The sequence below is a fragment of the Haloplanus natans DSM 17983 genome (genome assembly GCF_000427685.1).
Taxonomy (GTDB): Archaea; Halobacteriota; Halobacteria; order Halobacteriales; family Haloferacaceae; genus Haloplanus; species Haloplanus natans.
The window spans coordinates 403,891-428,675 of record NZ_KE386573.1 but is presented as its reverse complement, the minus strand read 5'-3'; the positions used below and the strand labels follow the sequence as shown (position 1 = coordinate 428,675).

Sequence of the window (24,785 nt, the reverse complement as noted above, 5' to 3'; positions counted from 1 at the left end):
TCTTAAAAGGGTTCGGCGCACTCCATGATGAACCCGGGCACCCACCCCGGAAGGCAACTTCCCCGTGACCGACTCGTGCCCGCTATTCAGCACGGGTGGTGACTCCGCTCACGGAGTCACCTACCCCGCCCTACTTCGCTCACCCTATCGGGGTCGCTCATTGAGGGTGGGGCTTGTCCGTAAACGCGGCTTCGAACCTGTCGGCGCGATGAGCCCGCCTTCATCGGCGGTGTTGGCACGTTCGATGGCCGCCTCGGCGGCCTCGTCCGTGGCGCCGCTGCAGAGATATTCGAGCCATACCCACGAATCGAGGAAGATCACGGGGCGTCCCCGTCGTACCGGGACTCCCACGCCGCCTTCGACTCGCGGCGCGTCGCCTCCAGGTCGACATCGTGCGACGCCAGTTGCGTCCTGATCGCTCGAAGGCGCTCCCTCGCCGGTTCCTTTGGGCGGACGTGCACAGTTCCATTATCGTCGAGAATAAACTCGATCCCCGTCCCAGCGTCGAGACCGAGTCGGTCGCGAATCCGCTTCGGAATCGTCACCTGCCCCGTACTCGTGATCGCCGCGTCTTCAGTGATCGGCATTCCTTACAGAATATACTCGCGCCTTACGCCTGAATGTTCGTCTCACCCTATTGCAGTAGGGGATGACCGGTCTCGAAGTCATACTCGAAGCGACGTCATCAGCCCCACGCAAACGTGCGCTACGGTGTTCTCACGCGGTTTGTCCGGCAGGATATTCGGGGCAACTGTCCGCAAGCCACGCCTCATCCGCAGCAGCGATCGTCGCTAGGAAGCCACGGGCAGCGTCGCCAAGTGCTCGAATGTGACGTGTCCAGCCCGAACGCCGAGGAACGCCGCGCCCGGGACTGGGCGGCTGCCGGCAGCGCAAACGGGGGTCCGGCCGGGACGACGGTCAGACTCGGGGCTCGGCCGTCGAGTCGGGTGGCACGTCGGGGCATCGACGGAAGTGGTGACCCGCAGGCGGGACCAGGGATCCATCTGATCGGCAGCGTGGCTCGGGGGCAGCGTGACGACGACGAACGGAGCGGGCGAGGATGAAACGCGGCGCGCGGAAGGCACACCCGGTTCAGGACTGCTCGGTCACCTCGTCCACCGTGTCCTCGTCGAGTGCTACCTCCGCGTCGAGTTCGGCGAGGATCTCACGGCCCTCGGTGTGCAGGGCGGTGGCGCGGTCGAGGGAGACCTCCCCCTGTTCCAGTTGCTCGATGATCGTTTCGAGGCGGTCGATCTTGGCGTCGATGTCGTCGGTCATGAGAGGATCAGGACCAGCGCGAGTATCACGACGACGAGGCCCAGTACCACGAGGGCCGCGACGAGGCGGCGGCGCTGGCGGCGATAGCGGTCAGTTTGCTGGCGATGCGCGCGCTGCCGCTCGAACCCCGTCCACGCCGTCGCCAGGCGTTCGTCGAGCGCCGTCAGATGCTGGGTCACCCGCGTGTCGTAGGCGTGATCGAGGTCGGTCCGGAGCGTCATCAGTCGCGTCGCAGTGTGGTCGCGATACGCCCGATCCAGCCGCCCGGCCAGCGTCCCGAGGCGGTCCTCAACCACACCCGCATACGCCGTGTCGAGGCGGTGTCGAAGCGTCTCGCACTCCTCGGCGAGGGCCGTCACGTCGGGAACGATGCGACCCACGTCAGTCGGCGTCATCACGCGCTCGTCGGCCACCGCACCAGCGAGGGTGCGATCCGCGTCGTGGCCGACGGCGACGACGACGGGTGTCGACGTGTTGTGGAGGACCCGACACAGCGGCGTCTCGTTGAACACCCGGAGATCGACATCCGCACCACCGCCGCGGGTCACGACGATCACGTCGACACGAGCGGCATCGTCCAGTTCGCTCACGGCGCCCATGAGCGCGGCCATGGCGTCGTCGCCCTGGACCGGCGTGTCGTGAACGACGATGTCGACGCCGCGATGGCGATTGCGGAGGCTGGTGACCGCGTCCGTCCGTGCATCGCTCTCGGCGCTGGTCACGAGGCCGATCCGGTCGGGAGACGTGGGGAGTGCCCGCTTGGTCTCGGGATCGAGGAGGCCATCCGCGGCGAGGATCGCACGGTTTCGCTCGTACGTTTGCTGATACTGCCCCGTCCCGACCGTGACGACGTCGGCGACGATCACCGAGAGGCTCCCGTTCGCCTCGTAGTAGGAGAGGTCACCCGTGACGGCGACCTGCTGGCCATCGTCGAGGTCGGCGTCGACGGTCGAGCGCCGAGACGCGAAGCAGACGCAGTGGATCGTCGCGTCCCCGTGCGTGAGGTCGAAGTGGACGTGGCCGTTCGACGAGACGCCGTGATCCGACACCTCGCCGACGACATAGTCGAACGTGAGGGCGGGCGCGTCCTCGACGACGGTTGCGATCTCCGCCCCGAGTGTGTCGACGAACGTGACGGCCTCGGTGCCGAGGCGGTCCTGGAGCACCGCGCGGCGCGGGACCGCCTGCTCGTCAGGGGCCGACTCCGAGCCCATACGATCGTGGGAAGGCGGTGGGGCTATTAAACGACTGGGACGGGCGGGGCGGGTAGCGGTGGGAGACGCGGGTGACACTGGGAGCACCTCGAAAGCCCCCGGCGTCTCGGCTCCCGGGACTCGCTGCGCTCCTCACTGCGTTGCGGTGCTTACGTCGTCCGGGTTCGCCGAGACGCCGGCCCCTTTCAGTCCCACCCGCATCGGGTGGTCGACCGGCCCGACTGGCTCGGTTTTGCGCGCCTGCGACGGGCGGAGGCGCTTCACATGGACCCACGCGACACGCCCGGCTATCACGTGCACCGCGCGCTCAGTACCCTTCGCAACATCGAGACCGGGGAGTTGTCCACGGCAGACACCCATCGGATTCAGGTGGCAGCGATGCTCCTCACCGACGTGAGTTTCCTGCAGGAAGTCGAGCAGCACAGTAGCAGCGACAAGTGAATCGGGGCGAATAGATCGTCGATCGAGACGAACACGGCCACCCCACAGTAGGAAGCCGACGTGCTGCGCTGACACCATGGCTGCGGCCGACAATCGGCTCCCGATCCACGTACACGTCGGGACGCGATATCCCCGCCCAGCGACGCCGAAGATGAGGGCGGTCGGCACCGATCGGATCAGTCGTCAGGGCGGGCACACTACGTGAACCTCTATTAGTGGTCGCGTAGCTATCTCTCGACTGAGCGCATGTCGTTTCGGGTTAGAGAGTCGACGGTTGTCGCCGACAGCGCACAGTGTACCTTTCGAGCACGCCCGCTGTTTCGACGCGTTCTCGGCACACTGCCCGACGAGACCGTGCCAGACGGCCTGGTACTCGTAGGGATCCTGGCGGGGCAACTCCGTCCAACAACCGAAGCGGCGGCCCAGCGCAGTCAGGCGCTCGTCGCAGCGGCAGACGACCCGCCTGCAGCAACCGTCAGCACGCAAACCGTCAAGTCGCTCCAGTGGCTGTTACACGAGATCGGGGACGAGCTGGCACCAGCACGGAAACAGCAGATTGGCACGGTAATCACGGCAGCCGAATTGCACTCGGCAGCCGAGCCGTCGGGGACAACAACCGCTCACACGGCGACTGCCACTACGGACGCCGACGCGGCCACCGATACGGAGCCAGCGGTTACCTGCGAGTTCTGCGAAACGGGATTTGAAAGCGAAGACTCGTTGCGATCACACTGGCTCGACTGTCCTGCCCGACCCAGTGACGCGCGATTCGAGTGCCCGCACTGTCAGCAGACCTATATCGCCGAGTACGCGCTGACGCAGCATCTCGAAGCCTGTCCCGACGGCGACACCAGCACTAACCTCGGATCGGGAGCCAGCAGTGACCCAAACACTGCGCCACCGAACGGGACGCCGTCACCCTCCACGCATCGCTGTCCCGACTGTGGTGCCCAGTTCGACTCCCGGAGCGCGTTGCGTGCCCACGCGTTCACGTGTGTGGGATCGGAGACGGGACGAACAGTCGTTGTTCGCGGCGCCAGTGGCCCCGTCGTCCACTACGATAGCGACGGGTACGGCTTCATATCGACGCCGGCTCTTGACGACGCGGACGTCTTCTTCCACGTTAGCGACGTTCCAGGCGGGGACTGCGAGGAGGAGACGGTCCTCGAGTTCGACGTCATCGAGACGAACGAGGGGTTCCGGGCGGTCAACATCTCCCGAGGGGGCAACGGGACGCCTCCGGATCGGAGGGAGAGCCCATTCGCGAGCGACCGGGCGCAGTGGTCGAAAGATACGTGAGTGGCGTGGTGGCAGTGTTCTGGCGGTGATGTGAACGCCCCCGTGCGCTCGCCGCCTGCGACTCGCTGCGCGCCGCCTGCCGGTGGTGCTTGCGTCGTCTCGGCTGGCGAGCGCACGGCCCCGTTCAGTCCCACCCGACGGTGGCTGTGTAGGCGGGCATCAACCCGGCACGCCGCGCGCGCCGCTGCCACCGGTCGGTGAGCAAGCTCACCGACACGGCCCGCTCACGCTGTTCGCGGGCCCTCCGCTTGCTCACGGCTCCCTCCGGTCGCCGTTCACATCGAGGCGCTCCTACCGTCGCGCCTCGCTTCGCTCGCGACCGACCATTCCGGGCTGCGACGCGCTCGCTCGATGCGCTCGCGCGTCGGTCCGGGCCTGCGCCGCTCGTTCGGGGCCGTTGCGCGCGGCGGGCCACCGGGCGGCCCGCCGTGCTCACGACCCACGCGCTCGCCGAATGGGCTCGCGCTCTCACGTCGCTTCGCGTCTGGTTTCGCGCCAGCGGGTCTCCCCTTTCGGTCCCGGACTTCCGGAGGCTTCCGGGACGCTTCGCCCCGCGACGGACGTGGTTGCGTCGCGGGCGAAACGGGGACTCCGCTGGCCGCTCGCTCTGGGCGGGTCGGCGCGCGCGGCTGGTTGCTCGGCCAGCCCGTCGGCGCGCGCCGCTCGCGCCCATACGGGCGCTCACTACGGCGCGAGCGGCGCGCGCAGTCATGTCTGGCGGGCAGGTCCGTCAGAAACCACCGCGTTAGGGCGCGGTGGGTGGGCGCCGTGCAGCGCCGTGGTCAGGGATGACCAATGTCAGATAAGGACGCTATCGCTGAAGAGGTTTGGGTCGACGAACAGATCGAACGAACACGCGAGCGGCGCGAGGCGGCCACGGAGCGGGACGACACCCCGGAGCTCCGGCCAAGTGTCGAGCAAGACACCCAAGCGAAGGTCGACCACGCGGACGACGAGTGGGTCGACGACCGGCTGTTCGGGCAGACGCTCGCGGACGAGGAGAAGCTGAAGGCGCGCGAGCGGGAGATCGAACGGACACGACACCGGATCGACGATCGGCAGGACTCGGATCGGGAGGCCCGGACGCGGCAGGTCGTGCGCGAACAGGCCCGGACGCGGCATGCACAGACGCAGTTGGTCGATGCACGGGAGTTCCTGTCCCAGGACGAGTTGGCGGCGGTGAACCAGCAGGCGCAGCGGTTGTGCGAGCGCCTGGGGTCGAGTCGGCGGCTGTCGCGGGCGACGATCGGGCGGCAGTTGGCCGAACACGTCCTGGCCGGGCGGGAGCTGTTCGAGGCGGTCATTCAGGTGGCCGAAACCGAGCAGTTGGCGCCGGGGCGGGTGATCCCGATCGAGGCGGTGCCCGAGGTGGATCGGGGCGAAGTGAGCATCGAAGGGGAGGTGCAGACGTTGTTCGAAACGAACGGCTCGGTGCAACAGGCCGGACTGATCGGTGACGACACGGCGCGGACGAAGTTCACCGTGTTCAAAAAATCCCAACTCCCCACGGTGCGAGAGGGCGAGCGGGTGCGATTCCGCGCGGCGAAGGTGAGCTGGTATCGCGGGCGGTGGTCCGTGACCCTCACGTCGACGAGCCGGATCGTGTTCCCGGATCGCGGGCGGTGGTGGGAATAGTCGGTCGACGCACCCACTCTTTTTTATTCGACGCCGGACCGGCCCAGACCCCACCACCCCACCCACCGCTCCGTGCTCGCTCCCGTTGGTCGCTGCGCGCGCAGCCACGACCTTTTGGACTGCTTTCGACGGTTAAATACGATCCCGCTTCGGGTTTTCTCCGTTCTGCGACCCGCCTCAAGCGTTGCGGTAGGAAGAAAAACCCACGACGGGATTGGAACTCCGTGGGACGTGAAAGCCTGTATGCTATCCCGCGACGTTGCAGTAGGGAGACAACCCACGACGAGATTGAAGCACGTTAGTCGTCGTCAAGAGTGTCGAGGTCCACTTCCACACCCTACCCGATACAGCCACGGCAGCCGCCAACCCGTGCTGTATCAACATGACCGAAGTCTCACTTGTGACGCGTGCTGTCCACGCGATGTGGCGGGCAACGTACGAAGACGACGATATCGAGTAGTTGAATCGCGTCTCAAACCCGCCGTAAGGCGGTATTAGTGATACAGTATTCGGACCCCGAGCCGACCGACGACACGTTTTTGCGTACTACTTGAGATAGTACAACATATATGAGTACAACTAACGATCCCGACGACGAAACGGGACAGATCGTCTCCCTGAGTCGCAAGGGGCAGGCGACCATCCCGAAGGAACTGCGTGAGAAGCACGGTATCGAACCCGGTGGGAAAGTCCGGATCAGGGAAAACGATGCGGGAGAGATCGTGGTCGAACCAGTACCGACGCTGCGGGAGTTCCGCGGGGCAGCGGCCACCGACGCGAGCGGCACTAAGATCCTCGAAAAAGAGCGTGCGCGTGACGCCGAGCGAGCCCGTCGGCTGGAGCGCGACTGATGGACGAGGCCATCGCCATCGACGCCGAACCCCTCATCGCGTATTACTGGGACGAGCCCGGCGCCGACGCCGTCGAGGGAGTCATCGACGCTGTCGAGCGTGGGCACGTCCAGGGGTGGATCAACACGGTCACGTGTACGGAGGTTCGCTACGTGTGTGGCCGTGACGATCCTGAGACCGCCCGGCAGTACGTCAGCCGAATTCGAAATTGGTTCGACGTCGTCACCGCCGAGACCGTGTGGGAGCGGGCAGCCGCGTGTAAGCAGGCCCACCGAATCGCACTCGGTGACGTGTTCACCATTGCAACGGCGATGGAGAAGGATGCCGTCGCGTATTGTGGCGCGGACGACGATTTTAATGGGATCGACGTGGACGTACGGCGGTTCCGCGACGACGGCGTCTGATTCGCAGAGAGCGGCGGGCAATATTCGCGTCCGGATTGTTTCCGGAGGGACGTACTGAACGGGTGCGGTTCCGCGCGGCGAAGGTGAGCTGGTATCGCGGGCGGTGGTCCGTGACGCTCACGTCGACGAGCCAGCTGGTGTTCCCGGATCGTGGGCGGTGGTGGGACGCGTAGGTCAACGCTCCCCCTCTTTTTTATTGGACGCCGAACCGACCCAGACCCCACCTCCCCACCCTCCGCTCCGTGCTCGCTCCCTGTGGTCGCTGCGCGCGCAGCCACGACCGTCAGTAGAGAGAATTGGCAGACTACAGCGGGATCAACTCGCCGGTCCGACACTTGGCGCTGCGGACTGTCGGAACCCGTCTCGCAGACGACCCATGTGCCCCTCCTGTGAGGCCTGTAGCCCACGGAATTGTCGACTCGGCAGTCTCGGTCCACTCTAGCCCTCTCGGTGGAGTCAGTTAGTCAGAAGGAGTAATAGCGCGGGCGCTCCCACGACAACGACGAGAAGAACTGATCATGAGAGACTACAGCAACCACGCGACCCGGCCCACGGATCGCGATGTAGCGATCACCGACATCAAGCCCTGCGTCATTGAGGGGAACTTCGAGTGGAATCTCGTCAAAATCGAAACCGACGCCGGCGTGACCGGCATCGGTGAATCGTACCGTGGCGGTGGGGTGCCGGAACTCATGGAGTACACCAACCGGTTCCTCATCGGGGAGAATCCGCTCGATCCCGAACGGATCGTCCAGCAGATCGTTCAAGAGATGTCGGGTCACGGCGGCACGACGGGCAAGGTCGTCACGGCCGCCTCGGGTATCGAAGTCGCCTGCTGGGACGTCGCCGGGAAAATCCTTGGCCTGCCGGTCTACGAACTCCTCGGCTCGAAGTACAGAGACGAGGTGCGAATCTACTGTGATACCCACGCCGGCGAGGCCTACCACGTCGAGGACGGCGCAACCGCGTACGCCGACGAGTCGGCCTACTCGCCGGCCGCCTACGCGGCGGCGGCCGCGGATGTCGTCGATATGGGCTTTTCGGCGCTGAAATTCGATCTCGACCTGCCGGAAGACAACGTTCCCGACCGAACCAACGGTCGCCTCACCAACGAGGTGATCCAGAACAAGCGGGAGATCGTCGCCGCCGTCCGCGAGGAGATCGGGTACGGGATCGACCTCGCATTCGACTGCCACTGGGATTACTCGGTCGAGAGCGCCAAGCGCCTCGCACACGAACTCGAGGACTTCGATCTCATGTGGCTGGAAGATCTGATCCCGCCGGAGAACATGGACGCTCAGATCGAGGTAACGAAAGACACGCGGACTCCCGTGGCAACGGGCGAGAATCGCTTTCGAGTCCACGAACTCTCCGAACTCATCTACAACCACGGCGTCGACATCATCACGCCCGATCCGACCACGGTGGGCGGGCTCGCCGAGACGATGCGAATCGCCGATCGCGCACAGGAAAACTACATGCCCGTCTCGCCGCACAACGTCTGTAGCCCTATCGGGACGATGGCCTGCGTCCACCTCGGGGCCGTGATCCCGAACTTCGACGTACTGGAGTACCACGCCCTTGAGGTTGACTGGTGGGACGACCTCCACACCGGCGACCCACTGATCAAGGACGGGTCTATCACCGTCCCGGACGACCCCGGTCTCGGCATCGAACTCGATGAGGACGTAGCCCGCGACCACGTACTCGATGGCACCGACTACTTCTGAGGGCGCTACGGTGGTGACGAGAACGGGTTTCTGCTTACACTCCTCGACGCAGCGGCGGACGTGTCCTGCAGTCGAGCACCGTCCGCAGCTATCAGCGGCGCTGGTAGTTGCCGGTGCGACCATCGCGTACACACATATAGACATACATTTTTATGTCAATAAAGCAAAATTGCTACTATGCCGATCAGCATCGACGAATTCGAATCACACGACGCGGACGCCCGGAACACCAACGCGGAGCGTGTCGTGCGATTCCTCGCCCAGAATCGTGAGAAGGCCTACAAGGCCGTCGAAATCGCTGACGCGACCGAGGTAAACGAGAACTCGATCCATCCAGTATTGAATCGGCTCAAGGAGCGGGGACTCGTGCGACACAAGGAACCCTACTGGGCGATCGGTGACATCGAAGCGGTGCAGGACGCCATGATGTTCAGTTCCACCGTCGAATTCCTCAACGAGACACTCGGGGCGGAGAGTCGGGAGGAGTGGTTGCGGGCCGCTGCGGATGCGGATGCGGATGAAACGAAATCGTGAGCGATCCAGCGCCGACATTTGACGATCTCAAGCGCGGCCACGTCGTCCTCGCACCGGATCCGTTCAAATCAGACGCCGACGCGACGCGGCCGTGGGTCGTCATCAACACCGAATCACATCCGTTTGACAAGAAACAGTACGTCGTGATGGGATTGACGACCCGGACGTGGTACGACGAGCGGATCCCCCTCGACACCGACGACTATCGCCATCGGACGGCACCGCGAGGGAGTGCAATTGTTCCGCACGCCGTGGCATCGCTCAAACCGGTGTTGATGACCGACTACGTGTGCCGAATCCGTGACGGACCGCTTGACCGGGCCGTCGAGACACTCGTCGACTATCTGTGACTTGCTGCACGGCTTGGAACGGTGGGCGCTGTCTCACACTGTCCCTCGACCGATCGATCCCTCGGTACTCACTCTACCGGCAATCCAAAGGCCGCAAGCTTCATCTCACTCGTTGCAGGGAGGGTCGTCCGGATATCTTCCTGATCCCAACCAAGTGGCGAGAGGTTGCTCTCAACGGCGCAGATCACCGGCGTCTCGTAGTCGGCAGGCGTCGTACGTGTCGATTCCTCGTGGGGCAAGGCGACGCGCTCTCGCGAGGCTGTGTCGTCGTCAACGACGACGTACGGAATGTCCTGGCCCGGATGAACGGTGAGGCCCTAGTCGCCGAAGCCAATAAGCGACGGCGTGTCGTTTCTGCATTCCAGGGAATAGGTGGGCGGCGTGGCCGATCGGTACGCAGTCATCGATTTTGACGCCTGAAAGAGGTGCTTCCGAGGGGAGTGCCGGGAAGTGAGATGTTGTGGGTTGGACCCCGTTCGGGCTGCTGCCCAGCGGTCGGGCAACAAGGGCATGCCCTACCGGTCCCTGTCGTGGCTATGGAGGACTCGGCGTATCCCATTGAGGGAGTCCCGACGCCGGACCCGTCGTACGGTCCCGAGCGTGTCGTGGGCATCCAGCTCGAAGCGCTCGCGCACAACGATGATCCGATCCCCAACGCGGGCATCAAAACGGCGTACAATTTCGCGTCACCCGCGAATCGCCGGCAGACAGGGCCACTTGATCGGTTCGTCCGGATGGTCGAAAGTCCCCAATACGCGCCACTGATCGACCACAAGGACGCTGTCAGCGGGCCACTCGAACGGCAGGGGTCGCGTGCGGACCAGCACGTAACGCTCACCGGACCCGACGGCCGGACGGTCACCTACCGGTTCGGTGTCTCGAAGCAATCGGGCGGGCCGCTGGACGGCTGCTGGCTGACCGATCGCGTCCTCGTCGTGTGAGCGCCATCTTGACTTCCCCCCACGACTGAAGTCGTGGGCTCTCTCCTGCATTCTCTGTAGCCGACTCGGCCGTGAGTGGCGCCATAGTCGAAGCAACAGCCCACGCGCACGGTTTTGATGTGGATGCAGCCCGTCTTCTGAATTGATGGACGTACTCTCGGCAGCGGGGCGTCGGAAGCGAGACGACACCGACGACGGCGGCTTCTACGACAGGCCTCGGTACGTGACGCATGCTGACGATGCGTTCTGCCAGCGGTTGACGGCGCTGTACGGCGAGATACTGGACCCCGGCGATCGCGTCTTCGATGCGATGGGCAGTTGGGTGGCACACTTCCCGAAGACGGACCTCGGTCACGTCGTCGGTCATGGCCTCAACGCGGACGAACTCGCTGCGAACGACCGCTATGACGAGTGGTTCGTCCAAGATTTCAACGCGGAGCAGTCACTGCCGCTCGATGATGGCGCCGTCGACGCGGTCTGTTGTGCCCTCTCCGTACAGTACTTGCAGTACCCCGAAGCAGTGTTCAGGGAATTCGGCCGCGTGCTCGACGGTGACGGGGCGGTCGTCGTGAGCTTCACGAACCGGATGTTTCCGACGAAAGCCATCAGAGCGTGGCGGACAGCGTCGATGGCCGAGCGAGCGGAGTTGGTCGCGTCGTATCTACGCGCCGGTGGCCTGACCGTGACGGATCGGATCGCCGACGACGGTGTGGGTGATCCATTTTACGCCGTCGTCGGGCGGTCAGAGACGGCTCATTGAGCTGAAACAGGCTGCGCGAAGCACGTCGACCGGCATGCACCGAGCGTCGCACTGGGATCAGAGTAGCGCTCCCAGGAGACCGAAGAACCACCCGGTTCGGACAGAGTCCGGATGGTAGTGCAGCCCCGGAGGCTGGAGTCAGCGGGATCGGGCGTGTATCAGTCCGTTCCGCAGCATCCCCGACTCGTTTTTATTCGTCGGTTCCTGCGTATCGGTATGAACCCGACGGCGATACTCCACGCAACTGCTGCGGTACTTGTTGGCGCGGGACTGCTGTTATCCGGCAGAGGGCTTACCATCGGTCTCATCGGATTAGGGGTGGTGTCGTTCGTCGCGGGCATCGTCGTTTCGCGACGCGACGACTCCGATAGTGAACCGTGAGAGCGAGGTCGTCAGCTCACCCGTACGGTCGCGACTGGCGGCTCGATCAGCGGTGCCCTGTAGTCACCGGTCAGAGCGGCTGCTGACTCCGACGTGCTTCGCTCGCGAGTGGGCAATCTAGCGAGAGATGGCGGTGCTTGCGCGGGTCAAGTTGATGTCCTCGTATCGGCGAGTGAATACGTCCGATCCCGGCTTGTCCCTTCAGCCGTGGTACTTGTCCATCCGGACGTGCTCGCTGGAGCGGAGCCGACTTACCAACCGGTCATCGACGCGGCTGAATAGCTCCGCTTCCGTGTTCGCGATGCAAATAATCGCGAACTGCGGGAGGCTGTGGAGGTCGTAGATGACGCTCGGATCCTCGAGTTGATCGGCCTCGTCGAGGATCACCACGGTTCGGGAGCCATCGTACTGCTGGAGTCGATTGATGAGTTCGTCGTGTGGCGTCGACTGACGATGGATGTCGATCGTCGCCCCGATGTCGTCGAGAATATGGTAGAGCGTCCGGAACCGGGTGTAGTTGCGCCAGCAGTTAACGTAGGTGGCTTCGATGTCGAGGACCTCCTCACGGAGTCGCTCGGTGACGAATTTCGAGATACAGGTCTTGCCCACGCCACTGGGACCGGTGACGAGGGCGGTGTCGGCGGGGTCGCCATTCGTGATCGGTTCGAGGACGCTAGAGAGGTGGTTGATTTCGGCGTCGCGATGCTCGACTTCCCGCGGAACGAAGCCAGCCCGAAGGACACGTGCATCGCGGATCATCTGCTCGTAGCTCGCTGTTTTCGCGTCAGCTCATAAAACGTGCTCGCGTCGTTTCCGGAAAGGAGCGCACTCGGCTCGGTAAACCGAGCGTAGATGGGCGATTGGCGATCGATTTGGCGCGGTGTGCCGATCGGGGTGTAGTACTTCCGGAAACGGGGACGACCGATCGCTAGGCGGTGTGTGGGGGCTGTCGTCGCGGCCCGGTTTGGTTGTGCGCGCCCCGCGACGGGCGCGGGGCGCTTCCCCCGGCCCCGCGTGTTCCAATGGCCAGTGAGCAACACCCACTCGACCGATTAGATGTTTCGCCACGCGTCCTGAAACGCGCACAGTACGAAGCGCTCGCCTTCTTCATCCGGCCACCGTACGTCGAAGTGCGAAATTACAGTTATCCGGACCCCGAAAACCACAGCTACCGTATCGGGATTGCGGATGGGCTCCCGATCAACTGTACGTGTCCCGCAGATGTGGAGTATGCGCGAGCGTGCAAACACCGTGTCGGCCTCGCCATCCGATCGAAAGTGCTCGACATGGCGATCGAGGCGGCCGTCGCAGCCGATGGCGGGACGGCCAACAATCACGTCGATAGTGGCGCCGGCACCGACGACGGCGGTGAGACGGAGTCAGCGCCAGCAGACTGTGCGTGTCACCCGGGCGATCGCCTTCCCTGCTGGCCATGTGTCGACGCCGGTCGGAAGTCGCTTCCAGTCGACGCCGGCGACGACGAGGCCTGACGAGCTGCGAGCGCACCGACGCACGCTATCGCCCGGTGTGGTTATGCGCGCCCCCGATGGGTGCGGGGCGCAAGAATTCGTGCCTCGCAGGAGTATCGATGCAGCCAGGCGATGTCTACGAGACAGGAGTCGACGAATCGGCCGGAAGGGAATCATCTACGCCGTCACGGGGAACTTCGTATGAATTGTGGGAGTATTTTTGTGTCTTCTCCGGGTAGAGGGGACTAACATGAGTAAGACAACCGAGGCCGACGATCGGGGGCGGATTGTCATTCCATCCGAGATCCGGAAAAAGCACGGGGACCGATATCGGATCGTTGAGCTCAGCGATCGAGTTGAATTGATCCCGCTGCAAGAGGACCCGGTTGCGGGACTTCGAGAGGCTGTTGGCGATGCGTTCGAAGGGAAATCGATCGCCGAAATAAAACAAGACGCTCGTGACGCGGCTCGCGAGGACACGCTCAAGGATGTCACGGAGTCAGAGCGCGGATGATCTACGCCGACACGGATTTTTTCATCGCACTTGTGAAGGACGACGACTGGCTCCAGCAACGAGCAGCGACGATCGCGACGGAGCACGAGGGCGAGATCTACACGTCGCGAGCAACGCTACTTGAGTTACTGATGATCTCCGACCGATTCGAGTTTGATCGAATGGAAGCACTTAGCTACACGCTTGAGATTGCGTCCGTTCCGGAGGACGAGACGGTGCTCTTCCAAGCGGCAGACTATATGGACCAGTATGGCCTCACCGCGTTCGACGCATACCATGTCGCCTACGCCGATACCGATCCAATTATTTCGTCGGATTCGGCCTTTGACGAGGTGACTGGTGATCGGATCTCGATTGAGGAGCAACCATCCGAGTAGCTCGCCACGATGAGAACGGTTCGCAACGGTGCGCAGCCGTCGGTGACCGTCACCTGAGTTGCGGCATGTCGTGTTGTGGGAGAGCCGTGCCAGCGACATCGCTCCTGCGATCCGCATCCACGCCGGATGGCGATAGGACGACGCGACGGACAGAAAACGGGCTATCGCCCGGTGTGGTTATGCGCGCCCCCCACGGGTGCGGGGCGCAAGAATTCGTGCCTCGCAGGAATATCGATGCATCCAGGCGATGTCTACGAGACAGGATTCGACGAATCGACCGACCGATCAATCGACGCGGATGCGGCGTGTCCCGAGTGCGATGGCAACGTGGTCGCGGACGGTGGCGAACGACACTGTACTGGCTGTGGGCTGATCGTCGACGACTATCACATTGACCACGGGGCGACAGCGTGGTCGGCACCGGAGTCGAACAAGGATCCGCGACACATCGGCGCCCCACGGACGGCGACGATGCACGACGGCGGCCTCACGACGCAAATCGGGCGGTTCCGAGACGGAACGGGCGACCAACTCGATGGGGCGCGGCAGCGTCGGCTGCGGCGATTGCGAACCCAGCATCGCCGGGCACGACACGGCTCGAAGCGGGAACGGAATCTCGAATTCGGCCTCCAAGAAATCTCGCGGATCGTCGGCGTGCTTGATCTCACGGACTCCCTTGACGAGCAAGCAGCTATGGTGTTTCGACGGGCGCAGCGTGCGGATCTCCTCCGTGGACGATCGATCGAAGGGGTGGCGGCAGCGAGCGTCCATGCAGCGTGTCGATGTACCGGGTTGCCGCGATCGGTCGACGAGGTCGGCGCCGTCGCACGAGTCACGACGGAGCGTGTTCGCAACGCCTACAGTGTCCTCAACGACGAACTCGGACTGCCAGCAGTGCCACAGACACCGCGTGACTTCGTTCCGAAGTTCGCCTCTGCGCTGGGCGTCGCGGCTCGACTCCGAAAACGGGCGCTCGAACTCGCCGAGTTCGCTGTCGAGACGGGCGTGGCGAACGGGCGAAAGCCCTCGGGGATCGCCGCGGCGTGTCTCTATCACGCGACACGAGAGCAGGGTCAGGACTGGACGCAACAAGAGCTGGCAGCGGTGGCGGACGTGACGCCAGTGACGCTCCGAGAGGGTTGGCAGGATCTGTGTGAGGTACTCCACGACGTGGAGTCGTCACGCACGGCGACGACGGAGGGGCGGTGACGATGGTCCAACGGATGCTCGTCACGGCGCTCGTGCCGGCCGCGGACGGGGATGAGGCATTCTCCGTCAGTCGCTGTACGTTCGACCGACTCGTCGGTGCGGGGGCGCGTGAGCCCGTGTTCGAATCGTACACAACGTTTGCAGAGCCCACGCCGGCCCTCACTGATCGCTGGGGGACGTGGCCACGTGCGACGACGGTTCGAACGGAACCGGGCGCGTCGCTCCTCGAACGCCAATGGGCGGAGACGCTGACGGCGTTTCTCGATCGATTGGAACAGGTATGCGAAGCGCTCCGTGCTCACTCGTCGCTCGATCTCATGAGCGATGCCGATGGGATACGGCGACTGTGTAGCGAGTTGGGTGCTGCGGAGGGACCGACCATCTACGTCTACGATCAGTACGGACTGGGGATTCGGCACCGCGAGCGCCTCGATGCGGTGTTGGAACAGGACGGCCCAGTGTGGATCGTGCCCGCGGAGGTGCGGTACTGATACTGTCGGCTGTAACTGTTTCAAGACATTCGCCATCCCGGGATGGCGAATATCTTGATTGACTTACAGCCGGCAGTATGAACATCGGGCTAGCGCGACGCGCGCTGGCCGGTGACGACGACTCGACCGGCGGAAGCTTTGTATTTATTGTACACATTCTAAACACTATTGGAACGATATCCGCCCGCGTCCCGGACGATCTGGAGGCCGACCTGGAGGCGTATCTCGAAGCAGAGGACCTCGACCGAAGTACTGCCGTCCGCAAGCTGCTCATGAACGGACCCGATCAGTGGCGACGTGAGCGTGCCCTGAAGAAGTTGGAATCCGGGGACGTGACGTTCAGTCGGGCGGCCGAACTGGCGGAGATGTCGGTCTGGGATTTCGCACAGCTTGCTAGAGAACACGAGATTACCTGGGTCGGAGGTGATCAATTAGCTGAAGATATCGAGTCGCTCTGAGCGATGTACGTCTTCACGCGACGCCGCTCATTTATCTCGCAACCGTGGAGCGGTTGGCATTTCTCGACGGGCTTACGACAGCGTGTGTCGTGCCCAACCGCGTGTACGACGAAGTGGTTACCGTCGGCGTCGAGCGTGGACACACAGATGCGAGGCGGATCGACAAAGCGGTTGTGGGTGGCCTGCTCGACCGGCGATCGGTTGCGGATGAGACGCGATTCGCCCGATTGCAAGAGAACGATCGCCTCAGCGATGCCGACGCGGCGGTGCTCACAATTGCTGTCGAATCGAATGCGACGGCGGTGATGGACGAGCAGTACGGTCGTGCTGTCGCTGCAGCCGAAGGGTTCGAAACCAAGGGGACAGCGTATCTCGTGCCACGTCTGTTGCAACAGGGTCGGCTTACGGCTGCGGAATCCCGGACGACGATCGATGCGATGGTGGATGCCGGCTGGTACTGTGCGCCGAATCTCTACGCGAGACTGCTTCAGAAGATCGAGGAGTACGAGTGACGACGGAACGTACAGGGAGCCGATTCCGTTCTCGACGCATCCAGCGGCGAGGATTCCCCGGAACGAGATCGATGAAGCGAGTGCACGGACAGTGGACGAATCGCTTGCTTCCATGGACGACGCAGGGAGTGACGCCAATGCTGGCGTCTCCAGTGCATCCAACGTAGCGGTGGCTGCGGTCCACAACAAGTCGGTCCTGACAGCGACGATGACTCATTTCGAAATCCGCGGGATAGCCGTCGAAACGGAGTGAATGCGGGCGTTCTGCCTGATCAGAGCGCGCTGCAAGACAGCGAACCCCGTCCGCCGAGCCAACACGGTCTGGTTTTGTGGCGCCTGCGACGGGCGCAGGCGCCTGCAATCGGGGGCCTGCAGGACTTCGAGAATGAACGACCCAGACGAGCGACTGGTATTCAGTGGTGTCGACAACCGAACAGACGCAGGCCTGCCAGCGTGGTACGAGCGAACGCGGCCAGACGCAGACCCAGTGTCGTTCGCAGAAGCGGTGCGACGACTGCCGCGGGCGACGGAGACAACGGTGGCGTACAAGAATCCCTACACGGACGAGTGGGTATCGACGGAGCGGTTCAGCGCCGTCGTGGAGCCGAGTCGACTGGAGCGACAGGCCGACCATCGTCAGCCGTCGACGGACGGTGGCACGGCTGCGGGGCGGGGCGGTGAAGCCGCTGACGATCCCCTCTTTCACATCCCAACATCGTCGTACGCGATCATCAATCCGGTTGATGTCTACAGCCCACTCGAAGCCGTCCTCCGCGAGACGGCGTACGAGGGGCAACCGCTCGGTGACCTCGTCTTCGGCGAGATGCGGCAGTACCGGGGTGGCGGCGAGGTGCACATGGACATCATGTTCGACGGGCTCAGCGTGACGCTCCCGGAGCGGAGCGAGCCGATCACGATGGGGCTCACCTCTGGCTACGATTTCTTCGGGAATCATGCGGTGTACGTCGAAGGCTTCGCCCGCGATACGGCGTGTGCGAATTCAATTCGATCGTTGACGGATCGAGAGACAGTCAGACACGTCGGTGACGTGGCCGATTTCGACGTGTGGTGGGAACAGCTCCTCGAACAGGTCGGGCTGCTTCGCAGCGATCTCGCGGCGTTCATCGAGGACGCACAGGACGTGACGCTCGATCTGACGAGCGTGCCGTTCGATCTCGAGGAGTTCTACAGCCTGCTCGAATTCCCGGACTACCTCGCCACACAGGCAGCGACCGATGCGCGGGCAAACGCGGGCGATCCGTTCGCGCCGGATATGTGGACGCTCCACTCGGGGGCGACGTACGCCCTCACCCACGCCTTCACCGGGAAGGAAGGCACAGCGCTCGATCGGTACGTGCGGACGGCCAACGACATCCTGTTCAACCCCGAAGCGACGCTGGAGCAGGTGCAACGAACGTACGCGGACCGCGCGGCCGCCGAGACTGACGCCGACGGGCAGACCGGCATCGAGAGCCAAGCAGCGCTCGCACAACTCGAACGAGTCACTGACGAGTTACGCGACCAGGTGAGCCAGTTCGAAGCGCGAGAAGCGCGGCTTCGTGAGCGATTTGATATGTCTACAGAATGATTTTCCCACGGCTCGAACAGTAAGCGGCACTGCGATATCAGTACTGATATTTTTATCCGAGTTTTTATTTCTGACAGGTGTGAGCTGCCGGTAGCCGCTATCGGCGCCGGGGAATCGTGGCACCGATGGTGCGCCAGTCGCTATGCAGGGAAGTACTCAGATCCGAACGATGTGGCGTCGGCTGTCAAGACACACAGCCCGCTGGGTTGGGCATCGGCGGTGGCACCGCCGTTGGACCACACTCGTTCTAGTAGTAGTGGTCTGTACGCATCCGGTCGCGGCTCAGTCAGTGGGGGAGTCCTTCTGTCAATCAGCGCTCGCACAGACGATCTTCAACCTCTTCCAGTTGATCCAGTTTGGCGGCCCACTGGTCGGCGGAGTCATCGCGCTCGGTGCGACCGTTGCGTTACCGACGATTCGTCGCTCAGATCTCAAGCGCGAGATCAAGGAACTCCGTAATCAGGGGATCGTCTGGGGAGTTATCGTGGCGCCCCTCGGCACAACGATCATCCAGTTCATCCTGAACAATGTCGTCGCTGGTGGGGCGAATTGTACGTTCTGAACGATTCCGGCGCGGAGGGGACACACGATGACTGGGTCACAATCGAAACCGCGGCAGAGACGACCGACGCTCACCAGTAAGGGATGGGGGCGCAGCCTCTGGTGGAGTCGACTGTGCCACCTACTCGGTGGAGTCGGTATCAGTCTCGTCTGGTTGGTCGGCGAAGGAACAGCACAGACAAGCGGCGACGGGGGTAGCAGCGGTAATGGCGGTATCAGTATCGGCGCACTCGTGAATGCCTTGATCAGTGCGCTTGAGACGTTTCTCCGGACGCTGTTCGCGCCGGTGACGGACCTCATCGAAACACATGGGGACAGTCTGTTACGGCTGATCGTCGAGACACCCGCACCGACTCGAGTATTCCAGACGCCAACGACGCTCCCGTGGCCAACCCTCCATCGGTTCTACTGGACGACAATGATTCCACTGGCGCTCCTGCTGTTTGGGCTAGCGATCGGGATCGTGATCCTGCTAGAGACGACCAGCACGTTGTTCAGCAGCTACCACCGCGCGAATCTCAAGCGGCGCTCGATCAGTGGGCTGTTCGGCGTGCTCTCGTGGTGGTGGCTCGCCGCGGCGTCTCTCCAGCTCGCGGACCACCTCGCGATGCTGCTGCTGCCTGATCTCAGCACGCTCACGCTGTTCCAGACGGCGTCGTTCGGTGGGATCGGGCTGCTTGGCGTCCTCGTCTCCCTGAGCGTCGATCTCGGCGTGTTTGTGCTGTTAGCGCTTGTGTATCTGACGCGCCGGCTCGCGCTCTATGGATTCGTACTCGGGATGCCACTGCTCATCGTCGCGTGGATTCCTGGTGTTGGCCCGTTCCGACTCCTCTCGCGGGTTGCGAAGCGGCTCGCCGGCTTCTACGTGCCGTTTCTGGTCATGCCACTACCGACGGCCCTGCTCCTGCGGCTGGCCGCACTATTGGGCGATGCAGCGGAGCTCTCGATGGGCGGGATCGGTGCCTGGCTCACGGCGATGGTCATTCCCTTCGTCGCACTGGTCGTCCCGTTTGTCTTGTTCTGGCAAGCCGGGGCCGTGTTGTTCATCGGTGATCGCTTGGGTCGGCAGGTATCCCGACGGCGTCTCCAGACACGACTCGAACATGGCCGCGAGCAGGGGGTCGCACTCGCCAACGAGGGGCGAAACGCGCTCCGTGGCATCCGCGGGCAGCGAGCCATCGGCCGCGACGGGCAGACCGAACTCCGCTCCGGTGTGACACGGTCTCGCAGCCATCGCTTGGGTGGGCGACTCCGGCGTGCCACGCGCCGTCTCGGCGGCTCTCCCGCCCACTCCGATGGCCGTCAAGACCAGTCCCCCGTTCAGTTCGATCAGGATCGCTTCGAGCCGACTGACTTCGACCGCACCGAAAACGAACCGATCCTGTTCGAGCAGGAGTCGGGGCCGACTGATAACCGCTCTACCCAGTCCAGTGATCGCACTGACGAATAACTGAGAACCACACCGAACGTATGTCGAACGACAAAACCACGCGGACGGCAAGTAAGCGCATCCCCAAATCGATCGAGACGGACGCGAACGTATTCGGACGCTACACCCTGACTGATTTGGCGGTCGGCGCCTTCCCGGGGGTGGTCGTTGCACTCGTGCTCCAAGTACTCATTCCACCGGCGACGACCGTGGCTGGCTATCGACTCGCGACGTTCACGCTCCCGGCGACCGCAGTGGCCATCGCACTGGGCGGGATCGTGGTCTACTTGACGCCGGCGTATCTCACGACCGCCCAATGGCTTGGAATGATCCTAGGCTTCCAGTGGCGTCCCAGTCACATTCCCCATCCGGACACGCTCGCACACACGCACGTCACGGCGATGCATCCCGATCACGACGTGATCGAGCGGACCGACGGGGCTTTCGTCGGGGTGATTCAGGTGACACCGCCACCGATGGCGCTGGCAACCGACAGCGAGTGGGCCGCGAAGGCTGATGCCTTCCAAGAGTTTCTGAACACATCGGTCGAGTTTCCGATCCAGCTGTACTCAACCACCCGGCCGTTCCCGGTCGACGAGTATCTCGCCCACTACGAGGCGCGGCGAACCGATGCAGACGTGCGCAACAATCCCCAGTTGGCCACACTCATCGACGAGTACATCTCGTGGTACCGAACGGAGCTCGAACAGCGGCGGATGACGATCCGCGATCACTACGTCATCGTGCCGGTCAGTCCGGCTGAGGTTCGCTTCGAGCAGCAGAGTCTGACCCAACAACTCACGCGGCTTCCCGTACTCGGAGTGTTCATCGAGGCAGTCTGTGCGCCACGACAAGACGAGGAGCGGGCGGCGATGTTCGAGGCCGTTGACGACCGCGTCCGGCAGCTTCGGACTGGATTGCGTGGTATCGACGGGTGTGACGTCGAGCGTATTTCGGCGTCGGAGGCGGCTGAAGTGCTTGCCACGTTCTGGCGCGGTGAGCACGTCGAGTACGAGGATGCCGACCGTGTGATCACGACGCGACCGGTCGTGGGAGGATCGCGATGATCGATTGGCTCCGTCGCTGGATGCGTGGGGGAGACACCACGGACACGGAGGCGGGTGCGGAGACAGCTCTGAGCGCCAGTGCGGACGGTAGAGAGAGGGGAGCCACCCCCGAGCGAGCGGACCATTCGGACAGGGGACAGGAAGCGGCGACTGGCGCAGAATCGACGGCGACAACGGCATCAGTGAGCTACGATCCGACCGACAGGCCACCGAGTGACGGGCAGACACGCCAGCGACGTGTCGTTGGCCCATCGACACTGACGTGTCGCCCCGGTGCGGTACGGGCGGGGACAGACTGGACACAGACACTTTGGATCGGCGAATTCCCGGATATGCCGAGAGATGGGCTCTTCGAGACGCTGTACGCGACACCGGAGACGCGGCGGACAGACATCAGTCTCCACATCGAACCACGAGAGACACAGGCGACACTCGACGGCCTCGAAAACCGAATCGAGGATCTCGAAGCTGATTTCGAGTATTTGGCCGACCGACGGCGAGCAGGCGCACGCGGCGTCAAGAAGGATCTGAACGACCATCGCGACCTGTACGACGTGTTGCGGAACACACCGGTCCAGGCGTTCGACGTGGCGATGCTATTAACGACGCGGCACAATGAGGCCGACCGGATCGACGCCGGGCCGGTTCGGCGGGCGGCACGACAATCGCCGGCGAACCTGACCCCCATCACGCCGCGGTGGGCACAGTTGGACGCCCTCGTCTCCGTGAGCCCGATCGGCGTGAATCGATTGGACACGGAGTTCGAAACGACGACGCCGATGCTCGCGGGGGCCATCAGCGCGATGTTCCCCTTCGTCGCGGGGACGGTCGCGGAACCGGGAATCGAATACGGCACGTACGCGCTCAACGAGAGCCCGCTCATTCTGGATCGCTTCGCTCGAGAGACCGGCTACTGTATGATGGTGATCGGCAAGCTCGGAGCCGGGAAATCGTTCTCGACGAAACTCCATCTCGTGCGACGGGCGATGTACGATGCCGACACGATGACGGTCTTACTCGACCCGTTGGGCGGCTTTGCTGGCCTCCACGACGTGCTCGGTGGCGACCGAATTACGGTCGGCGGTACGCGAGGCCTCAACCCACTCGAATTGCGGGCCGTTCCCGAGGCAATCCGGCGTGAGCAATCGGATCTCGATCCGTGGGCCGAGCAGATTACATGGGCGCTCAGCTTCTTCGAGACATTCTTCGACCACGTCGCTGCGAACCCGCTCGGCAAGCGCAAACAGACACTCAGACGGGCCATCCAGGAGGCCTATACACGGCAGGGCATCGACCGTGACCCGTCGACACACGATAATCCGTCGCCGACGATTCGCGATGTCATCGCCGTCCTCGAAGACCTCCTCGCGGAGCCGGCGACGTTCGGCTATGCGACACCCGGTGAGCAGGACCGCGTCCAAGCCGACGCGCAGTCGTTGCTCACCGATCTCCGGCCATCGTTCCGTCCCGATGGCGATCTCGCCAATCTCGCCGAGCCAACGACGTTGGATTTCGATTCAAACTGCCTATATCTCGATCTCCAGCAAGAAGAGGGGACGCGCGGCCGTTCTCGAACGAGTCTGATGATGCAGGTGCTGTTCAAGTCGGTGTACGAACGCGCGAAACAGACCGACAAGCGTGTCGTGTTTGTCATCGACGAGGCTCATTATCTCCTGAACGAGACGAGTTCCCTCGAATTTCTCGAAACGGCCGTGCGTCATAGTCGGCATTACGATCTCTCACTACAGTTCATCACACAAACTGGGGGAGAGTTCACGCTCACCCCGGAAGCACGGACGATCGCCAATTTGTGCTCGTTGACGCTGATCCACCGGGTTCGCGAGGAAATGGAGACGCTCGCGGACTGGTTTGGCCTGAACGCCCGCGAGCGGGACTGGGTGCGCACTGCGAAGGCCGGCAACGAGGACGATGGGTACTCGGAGGCCTTACTCGGTGTGGATGAAGAGGGGTGGTTCCCACTGCGGATCCGGGCGAGTGAGTTCGAGCAGCAGGTAATCGACAGGGATCCGGGAGCGGACATGTAGACCCACAAATCCATAGTGTGCCACGGCGAACGCCCGGCCGTTCCATCCACGCGACCGCTCTCGATCGTCAGTCGCACCGAGTGTTTCGTCCTCGCTGGCCGTAGAGTGACAGCTCCCCACCCGCCAGTGTCGTTGTTCACAGCCACAGCGACAGACGCGATTACCCAGCGTCGTGCTGCACGTCCGCCTCCGCGGTGGTGACGTGGGAGAGTGGTTGACGGCGAACGGACACATAGTGGCACCGAGTACAGAACCGCTTCGGTCAGCAATCGTCTCGGGTGCTAACAGCCAGCAACGGTAAGCGTCGGGGAGACGACCGCTCAGATCGCCCGTTCCGAGCGGTCCGAAGTCATACCGGGGGCTGGACCACTGGGACATCATGCTGCGCGGGACGTGCCCCGGACTGGGCGCCGGACCGATCGCTCACAGTTCCCGCGCGATGTAGGCGTTCAGGTCGGCGACGAGCGACGGGTCGAACGTCCAGAATCCCTCCCAGACCTTCGGTTCCGCCTCGATTGCGAGCAGCGCCACGGGGCCGCGGTCGGAGGGGGCGGCCGCCGCTGGGGAGCGATCCGTCGCCGACCCGCGGGGCGCCGGCGTGAACAGGACGAACCACGAGTCCCGGAAGTCGGTGGAGTGACCGGCGTGGGTCGTCACGTCGAGGGCTTTCGAGGGGACCCAGTCGGGGGTGCCGTAGACGTGAACGTCGACGGGCGTGTCGGCGAGGTGCTCGTAGACCTGGAACGTGCCGCGTTCGTCCTTGATCCGGGAGAGTGACTGGAAGGACGCGCGGTGTCGGCCGCGGCCGGCCCGGGCGGCGACCTGCTCGATGTACCGGGAGATGATGACCAAGATGAGCTTCTCCGTGTTGGATTTGGGGTAGCCACGGAGCGAGAACCGCACGTCGTGGAGCCGTTTGATGACTGCGGGGAGTTCCAAGTCGTCGAGCCCCTGCGCGCCGGTGCGGTACAGATCGGAGTTGACCATCACGATGGCGTCCTGGAGCGCCGAGAGCGGGGAAGTCGCGAGCACCTCTCCGTCCTCGACGAGGAGGACGGTGTCGCTTTCGACGTCGGGGAGGTCACGCTCCGCGACCCGAACCGGCTGGTCGTCGAAGGTGTCTTCGAGGACGGTCTGGACGGGGTCGAGTCCCGATCGATTGGCGACGATCAGCGACCGCGAGGACGCGTCGACGCGGTCGAAGAACCGCTTCAGCGACACGCGTCCCTCCCGGAGGACATCGCGTC

31 protein-coding genes and 1 pseudogene are annotated in these 24,785 nt (G+C 63.5%); 24 read left to right on the top strand and 8 right to left on the bottom strand.

Features of this window, described 5'->3' with window-relative positions:
- Window positions 1-144: 144 nt before the first annotated feature.
- The 5 genes from HALNA_RS19815 to HALNA_RS21325 form a co-directional block, all read right to left on the bottom strand.
- Entirely contained in the window at window positions 145-321 is a 177-nt protein-coding gene (locus HALNA_RS19815) for a hypothetical protein (RefSeq protein WP_157573447.1), read from the bottom strand.
- Complete coding sequence (locus HALNA_RS04595; protein WP_049935211.1) at window positions 318-587, bottom strand: AbrB/MazE/SpoVT family DNA-binding domain-containing protein; 270 nt, start codon at window positions 585-587, stop codon at window positions 318-320. Before HALNA_RS04595 ends, HALNA_RS19815 begins: the two co-directional genes overlap by 4 nt.
- 505 nt (window positions 588-1,092) lie before the next feature.
- Window positions 1,093-1,278: an exodeoxyribonuclease VII small subunit gene (gene xseB, locus HALNA_RS04590; protein WP_049935210.1), complete on the bottom strand. Its 186-nt coding sequence runs from the start codon at window positions 1,276-1,278 to the stop codon at window positions 1,093-1,095.
- On the bottom strand, window positions 1,275-2,492 hold the full coding sequence (xseA, locus tag HALNA_RS04585; protein WP_049935209.1) for an exodeoxyribonuclease VII large subunit: 1,218 nt from the start codon (window positions 2,490-2,492) through the stop codon (window positions 1,275-1,277). Before xseA ends, xseB begins: the two co-directional genes overlap by 4 nt.
- Window positions 2,493-2,624: 132 nt before the next feature.
- The gene (locus HALNA_RS21325) at window positions 2,625-2,756 is read right to left on the bottom strand and encodes a hypothetical protein (RefSeq protein ID WP_281172097.1); all 132 of its coding nucleotides are present in this window, start codon (window positions 2,754-2,756) and stop codon (window positions 2,625-2,627) included.
- Here HALNA_RS21325 and HALNA_RS20480 point away from each other — a divergent pair, their 5' ends adjacent.
- Window positions 2,757-2,933 carry a hypothetical protein gene (locus tag HALNA_RS20480; RefSeq protein ID WP_169719010.1) on the top strand — a complete coding sequence of 59 codons (177 nt, stop codon included), beginning with the start codon at window positions 2,757-2,759 and terminating at the stop codon, window positions 2,931-2,933.
- Window positions 2,934-3,287: 354 nt separating this feature from the next.
- Entirely contained in the window at window positions 3,288-4,232 is a 945-nt protein-coding gene (locus HALNA_RS21580; RefSeq protein ID WP_169719009.1) for a cold-shock protein, read from the top strand.
- A gap of 124 nt (window positions 4,233-4,356) precedes the next feature.
- On the opposite strand, the gene HALNA_RS21315 is transcribed toward HALNA_RS21580, so the two are convergent.
- Window positions 4,357-4,488, bottom strand: a complete 132-nt coding sequence (locus HALNA_RS21315) for a hypothetical protein (protein ID WP_281172096.1) — start codon at window positions 4,486-4,488, stop codon at window positions 4,357-4,359.
- Window positions 4,489-5,027: 539 nt separating this feature from the next.
- Between HALNA_RS21315 and HALNA_RS04575 the strand changes: the two genes are divergently transcribed.
- From HALNA_RS04575 to HALNA_RS20475, 9 genes are all read left to right on the top strand, one after another.
- Complete coding sequence (locus HALNA_RS04575) at window positions 5,028-5,867, top strand: hypothetical protein (protein WP_049935208.1); 840 nt, start codon at window positions 5,028-5,030, stop codon at window positions 5,865-5,867.
- 569 nt (window positions 5,868-6,436) lie between these two features.
- Window positions 6,437-6,718, top strand: coding sequence for an AbrB/MazE/SpoVT family DNA-binding domain-containing protein (locus HALNA_RS04570; RefSeq protein ID WP_049935207.1), 282 nt, complete (start codon window positions 6,437-6,439; stop codon window positions 6,716-6,718).
- Window positions 6,718-7,122 carry a PIN domain-containing protein gene (locus HALNA_RS04565; RefSeq protein WP_049935206.1) on the top strand — a complete coding sequence of 135 codons (405 nt, stop codon included), beginning with the start codon at window positions 6,718-6,720 and terminating at the stop codon, window positions 7,120-7,122. The genes HALNA_RS04570 and HALNA_RS04565 overlap by 1 nt, the downstream gene beginning before the upstream one ends.
- A gap of 518 nt (window positions 7,123-7,640) precedes the next feature.
- Window positions 7,641-8,852, top strand: a complete 1,212-nt coding sequence (locus HALNA_RS04560; protein ID WP_049935205.1) for a mandelate racemase/muconate lactonizing enzyme family protein — start codon at window positions 7,641-7,643, stop codon at window positions 8,850-8,852.
- A 177-nt stretch (window positions 8,853-9,029) separates the two neighbouring features.
- The gene (locus HALNA_RS04555) at window positions 9,030-9,386 is read left to right on the top strand and encodes a hypothetical protein (RefSeq protein ID WP_049935204.1); all 357 of its coding nucleotides are present in this window, start codon (window positions 9,030-9,032) and stop codon (window positions 9,384-9,386) included.
- Window positions 9,383-9,736 (top strand): hypothetical protein, encoded by a 354-nt coding sequence (locus tag HALNA_RS04550; protein WP_049935202.1) that lies wholly within the window; start codon window positions 9,383-9,385, stop codon window positions 9,734-9,736. The genes HALNA_RS04555 and HALNA_RS04550 overlap by 4 nt, the downstream gene beginning before the upstream one ends.
- A 536-nt stretch (window positions 9,737-10,272) precedes the next feature.
- Window positions 10,273-10,677, top strand: coding sequence for a DUF4864 domain-containing protein (locus HALNA_RS04545; RefSeq protein WP_049935200.1), 405 nt, complete (start codon window positions 10,273-10,275; stop codon window positions 10,675-10,677).
- Between the two features lie 145 nt (window positions 10,678-10,822).
- On the top strand, window positions 10,823-11,437 hold the full coding sequence (locus HALNA_RS04540; RefSeq protein WP_049935199.1) for a class I SAM-dependent methyltransferase: 615 nt from the start codon (window positions 10,823-10,825) through the stop codon (window positions 11,435-11,437).
- A 216-nt stretch (window positions 11,438-11,653) separates the two neighbouring features.
- The gene (locus tag HALNA_RS20475) at window positions 11,654-11,818 is read left to right on the top strand and encodes a hypothetical protein (RefSeq protein ID WP_169719008.1); all 165 of its coding nucleotides are present in this window, start codon (window positions 11,654-11,656) and stop codon (window positions 11,816-11,818) included.
- A gap of 207 nt (window positions 11,819-12,025) precedes the next feature.
- Here HALNA_RS20475 and HALNA_RS04535 read toward each other — a convergent pair.
- Window positions 12,026-12,577, bottom strand: a pseudogene (locus HALNA_RS04535) (Cdc6/Cdc18 family protein); the annotation flags it as partial.
- Between the two features lie 263 nt (window positions 12,578-12,840).
- On the opposite strand from HALNA_RS04535, the gene HALNA_RS04530 reads away from it, so the two are divergent.
- From HALNA_RS04530 to HALNA_RS04475, 13 genes are all read left to right on the top strand, one after another.
- A complete protein-coding gene (locus HALNA_RS04530; RefSeq protein ID WP_049935198.1) occupies window positions 12,841-13,308 on the top strand; it encodes an SWIM zinc finger family protein in 468 nt (155 codons plus the stop codon).
- Window positions 13,309-13,537: 229 nt separating this feature from the next.
- Entirely contained in the window at window positions 13,538-13,801 is a 264-nt protein-coding gene (locus HALNA_RS04525; protein ID WP_049935197.1) for an AbrB/MazE/SpoVT family DNA-binding domain-containing protein, read from the top strand.
- Window positions 13,798-14,178 carry a type II toxin-antitoxin system VapC family toxin gene (locus tag HALNA_RS04520; protein WP_049935195.1) on the top strand — a complete coding sequence of 127 codons (381 nt, stop codon included), beginning with the start codon at window positions 13,798-13,800 and terminating at the stop codon, window positions 14,176-14,178. Before HALNA_RS04525 ends, HALNA_RS04520 begins: the two co-directional genes overlap by 4 nt.
- Window positions 14,179-14,412: 234 nt before the next feature.
- On the top strand, window positions 14,413-15,387 hold the full coding sequence (locus tag HALNA_RS04515) for a transcription initiation factor IIB (RefSeq protein WP_049935194.1): 975 nt from the start codon (window positions 14,413-14,415) through the stop codon (window positions 15,385-15,387).
- 2 nt (window positions 15,388-15,389) lie between these two features.
- The gene (locus HALNA_RS04510) at window positions 15,390-15,878 is read left to right on the top strand and encodes a hypothetical protein (protein ID WP_049935193.1); all 489 of its coding nucleotides are present in this window, start codon (window positions 15,390-15,392) and stop codon (window positions 15,876-15,878) included.
- 167 nt (window positions 15,879-16,045) lie between these two features.
- On the top strand, window positions 16,046-16,336 hold the full coding sequence (locus HALNA_RS04505) for a UPF0175 family protein (RefSeq protein ID WP_049937960.1): 291 nt from the start codon (window positions 16,046-16,048) through the stop codon (window positions 16,334-16,336).
- Between the two features lie 101 nt (window positions 16,337-16,437).
- Window positions 16,438-16,848 carry a DUF3368 domain-containing protein gene (locus tag HALNA_RS04500; RefSeq protein WP_245575992.1) on the top strand — a complete coding sequence of 137 codons (411 nt, stop codon included), beginning with the start codon at window positions 16,438-16,440 and terminating at the stop codon, window positions 16,846-16,848.
- Window positions 16,849-16,960: 112 nt separating this feature from the next.
- Entirely contained in the window at window positions 16,961-17,101 is a 141-nt protein-coding gene (locus HALNA_RS19810; RefSeq protein ID WP_157573445.1) for a hypothetical protein, read from the top strand.
- 132 nt (window positions 17,102-17,233) lie between these two features.
- Window positions 17,234-18,436, top strand: coding sequence for a hypothetical protein (locus tag HALNA_RS04495; RefSeq protein WP_084509900.1), 1,203 nt, complete (start codon window positions 17,234-17,236; stop codon window positions 18,434-18,436).
- A gap of 289 nt (window positions 18,437-18,725) precedes the next feature.
- The gene (locus HALNA_RS04490; protein WP_157573444.1) at window positions 18,726-18,998 is read left to right on the top strand and encodes a hypothetical protein; all 273 of its coding nucleotides are present in this window, start codon (window positions 18,726-18,728) and stop codon (window positions 18,996-18,998) included.
- 27 nt (window positions 18,999-19,025) lie between these two features.
- Complete coding sequence (locus HALNA_RS04485; RefSeq protein ID WP_245575991.1) at window positions 19,026-20,447, top strand: hypothetical protein; 1,422 nt, start codon at window positions 19,026-19,028, stop codon at window positions 20,445-20,447.
- Window positions 20,448-20,467: 20 nt separating this feature from the next.
- Window positions 20,468-21,493: a hypothetical protein gene (locus HALNA_RS04480; RefSeq protein WP_049935187.1), complete on the top strand. Its 1,026-nt coding sequence runs from the start codon at window positions 20,468-20,470 to the stop codon at window positions 21,491-21,493.
- A gap of 332 nt (window positions 21,494-21,825) precedes the next feature.
- Window positions 21,826-23,538 carry a VirB4 family type IV secretion system protein gene (locus HALNA_RS04475; RefSeq protein ID WP_211225991.1) on the top strand — a complete coding sequence of 571 codons (1,713 nt, stop codon included), beginning with the start codon at window positions 21,826-21,828 and terminating at the stop codon, window positions 23,536-23,538.
- Between the two features lie 423 nt (window positions 23,539-23,961).
- Here the strand turns inward: HALNA_RS04475 and HALNA_RS04470 are convergent, their stop codons facing one another.
- On the bottom strand, window positions 23,962-24,759 hold the full coding sequence (locus tag HALNA_RS04470) for a histidine kinase (RefSeq protein WP_049935186.1): 798 nt from the start codon (window positions 24,757-24,759) through the stop codon (window positions 23,962-23,964).
- Between the last annotated feature and the right edge of the window lie 26 nt (window positions 24,760-24,785).

Excerpts from the sequence above, each read along its gene's own strand:
- HALNA_RS04595 (WP_049935211.1), bottom strand. The coding sequence starts at position 587 with ATGCCGATCACTGAAGACGCGGCGATCACGAGTACGGGGCAGGTGACG.
- xseB (WP_049935210.1), bottom strand. The coding sequence starts at position 1,278 with ATGACCGACGACATCGACGCCAAGATCGACCGCCTCGAAACGATCATC.
- xseA (WP_049935209.1), bottom strand. The coding sequence starts at position 2,492 with ATGGGCTCGGAGTCGGCCCCTGACGAGCAGGCGGTCCCGCGCCGCGCG.
- HALNA_RS20480 (WP_169719010.1), top strand. The coding sequence starts at position 2,757 with ATGGACCCACGCGACACGCCCGGCTATCACGTGCACCGCGCGCTCAGT.
- HALNA_RS04575 (WP_049935208.1), top strand. The coding sequence starts at position 5,028 with ATGTCAGATAAGGACGCTATCGCTGAAGAGGTTTGGGTCGACGAACAG.
- HALNA_RS04570 (WP_049935207.1), top strand. The coding sequence starts at position 6,437 with ATGAGTACAACTAACGATCCCGACGACGAAACGGGACAGATCGTCTCC.
- HALNA_RS04565 (WP_049935206.1), top strand. The coding sequence starts at position 6,718 with ATGGACGAGGCCATCGCCATCGACGCCGAACCCCTCATCGCGTATTAC.
- HALNA_RS04560 (WP_049935205.1), top strand. The coding sequence starts at position 7,641 with ATGAGAGACTACAGCAACCACGCGACCCGGCCCACGGATCGCGATGTA.
- HALNA_RS04555 (WP_049935204.1), top strand. The coding sequence starts at position 9,030 with ATGCCGATCAGCATCGACGAATTCGAATCACACGACGCGGACGCCCGG.
- HALNA_RS04545 (WP_049935200.1), top strand. The coding sequence starts at position 10,273 with ATGGAGGACTCGGCGTATCCCATTGAGGGAGTCCCGACGCCGGACCCG.
- HALNA_RS04540 (WP_049935199.1), top strand. The coding sequence starts at position 10,823 with ATGGACGTACTCTCGGCAGCGGGGCGTCGGAAGCGAGACGACACCGAC.
- HALNA_RS20475 (WP_169719008.1), top strand. The coding sequence starts at position 11,654 with ATGAACCCGACGGCGATACTCCACGCAACTGCTGCGGTACTTGTTGGC.
- HALNA_RS04530 (WP_049935198.1), top strand. The coding sequence starts at position 12,841 with ATGGCCAGTGAGCAACACCCACTCGACCGATTAGATGTTTCGCCACGC.
- HALNA_RS04525 (WP_049935197.1), top strand. The coding sequence starts at position 13,538 with ATGAGTAAGACAACCGAGGCCGACGATCGGGGGCGGATTGTCATTCCA.
- HALNA_RS04520 (WP_049935195.1), top strand. The coding sequence starts at position 13,798 with ATGATCTACGCCGACACGGATTTTTTCATCGCACTTGTGAAGGACGAC.
- HALNA_RS04515 (WP_049935194.1), top strand. The coding sequence starts at position 14,413 with ATGCATCCAGGCGATGTCTACGAGACAGGATTCGACGAATCGACCGAC.
- HALNA_RS04510 (WP_049935193.1), top strand. The coding sequence starts at position 15,390 with ATGGTCCAACGGATGCTCGTCACGGCGCTCGTGCCGGCCGCGGACGGG.
- HALNA_RS19810 (WP_157573445.1), top strand. The coding sequence starts at position 16,961 with ATGGACGACGCAGGGAGTGACGCCAATGCTGGCGTCTCCAGTGCATCC.
- HALNA_RS04495 (WP_084509900.1), top strand. The coding sequence starts at position 17,234 with ATGAACGACCCAGACGAGCGACTGGTATTCAGTGGTGTCGACAACCGA.
- HALNA_RS04485 (WP_245575991.1), top strand. The coding sequence starts at position 19,026 with ATGACTGGGTCACAATCGAAACCGCGGCAGAGACGACCGACGCTCACC.
- HALNA_RS04480 (WP_049935187.1), top strand. The coding sequence starts at position 20,468 with ATGTCGAACGACAAAACCACGCGGACGGCAAGTAAGCGCATCCCCAAA.
- HALNA_RS04475 (WP_211225991.1), top strand. The coding sequence starts at position 21,826 with ATGCCGAGAGATGGGCTCTTCGAGACGCTGTACGCGACACCGGAGACG.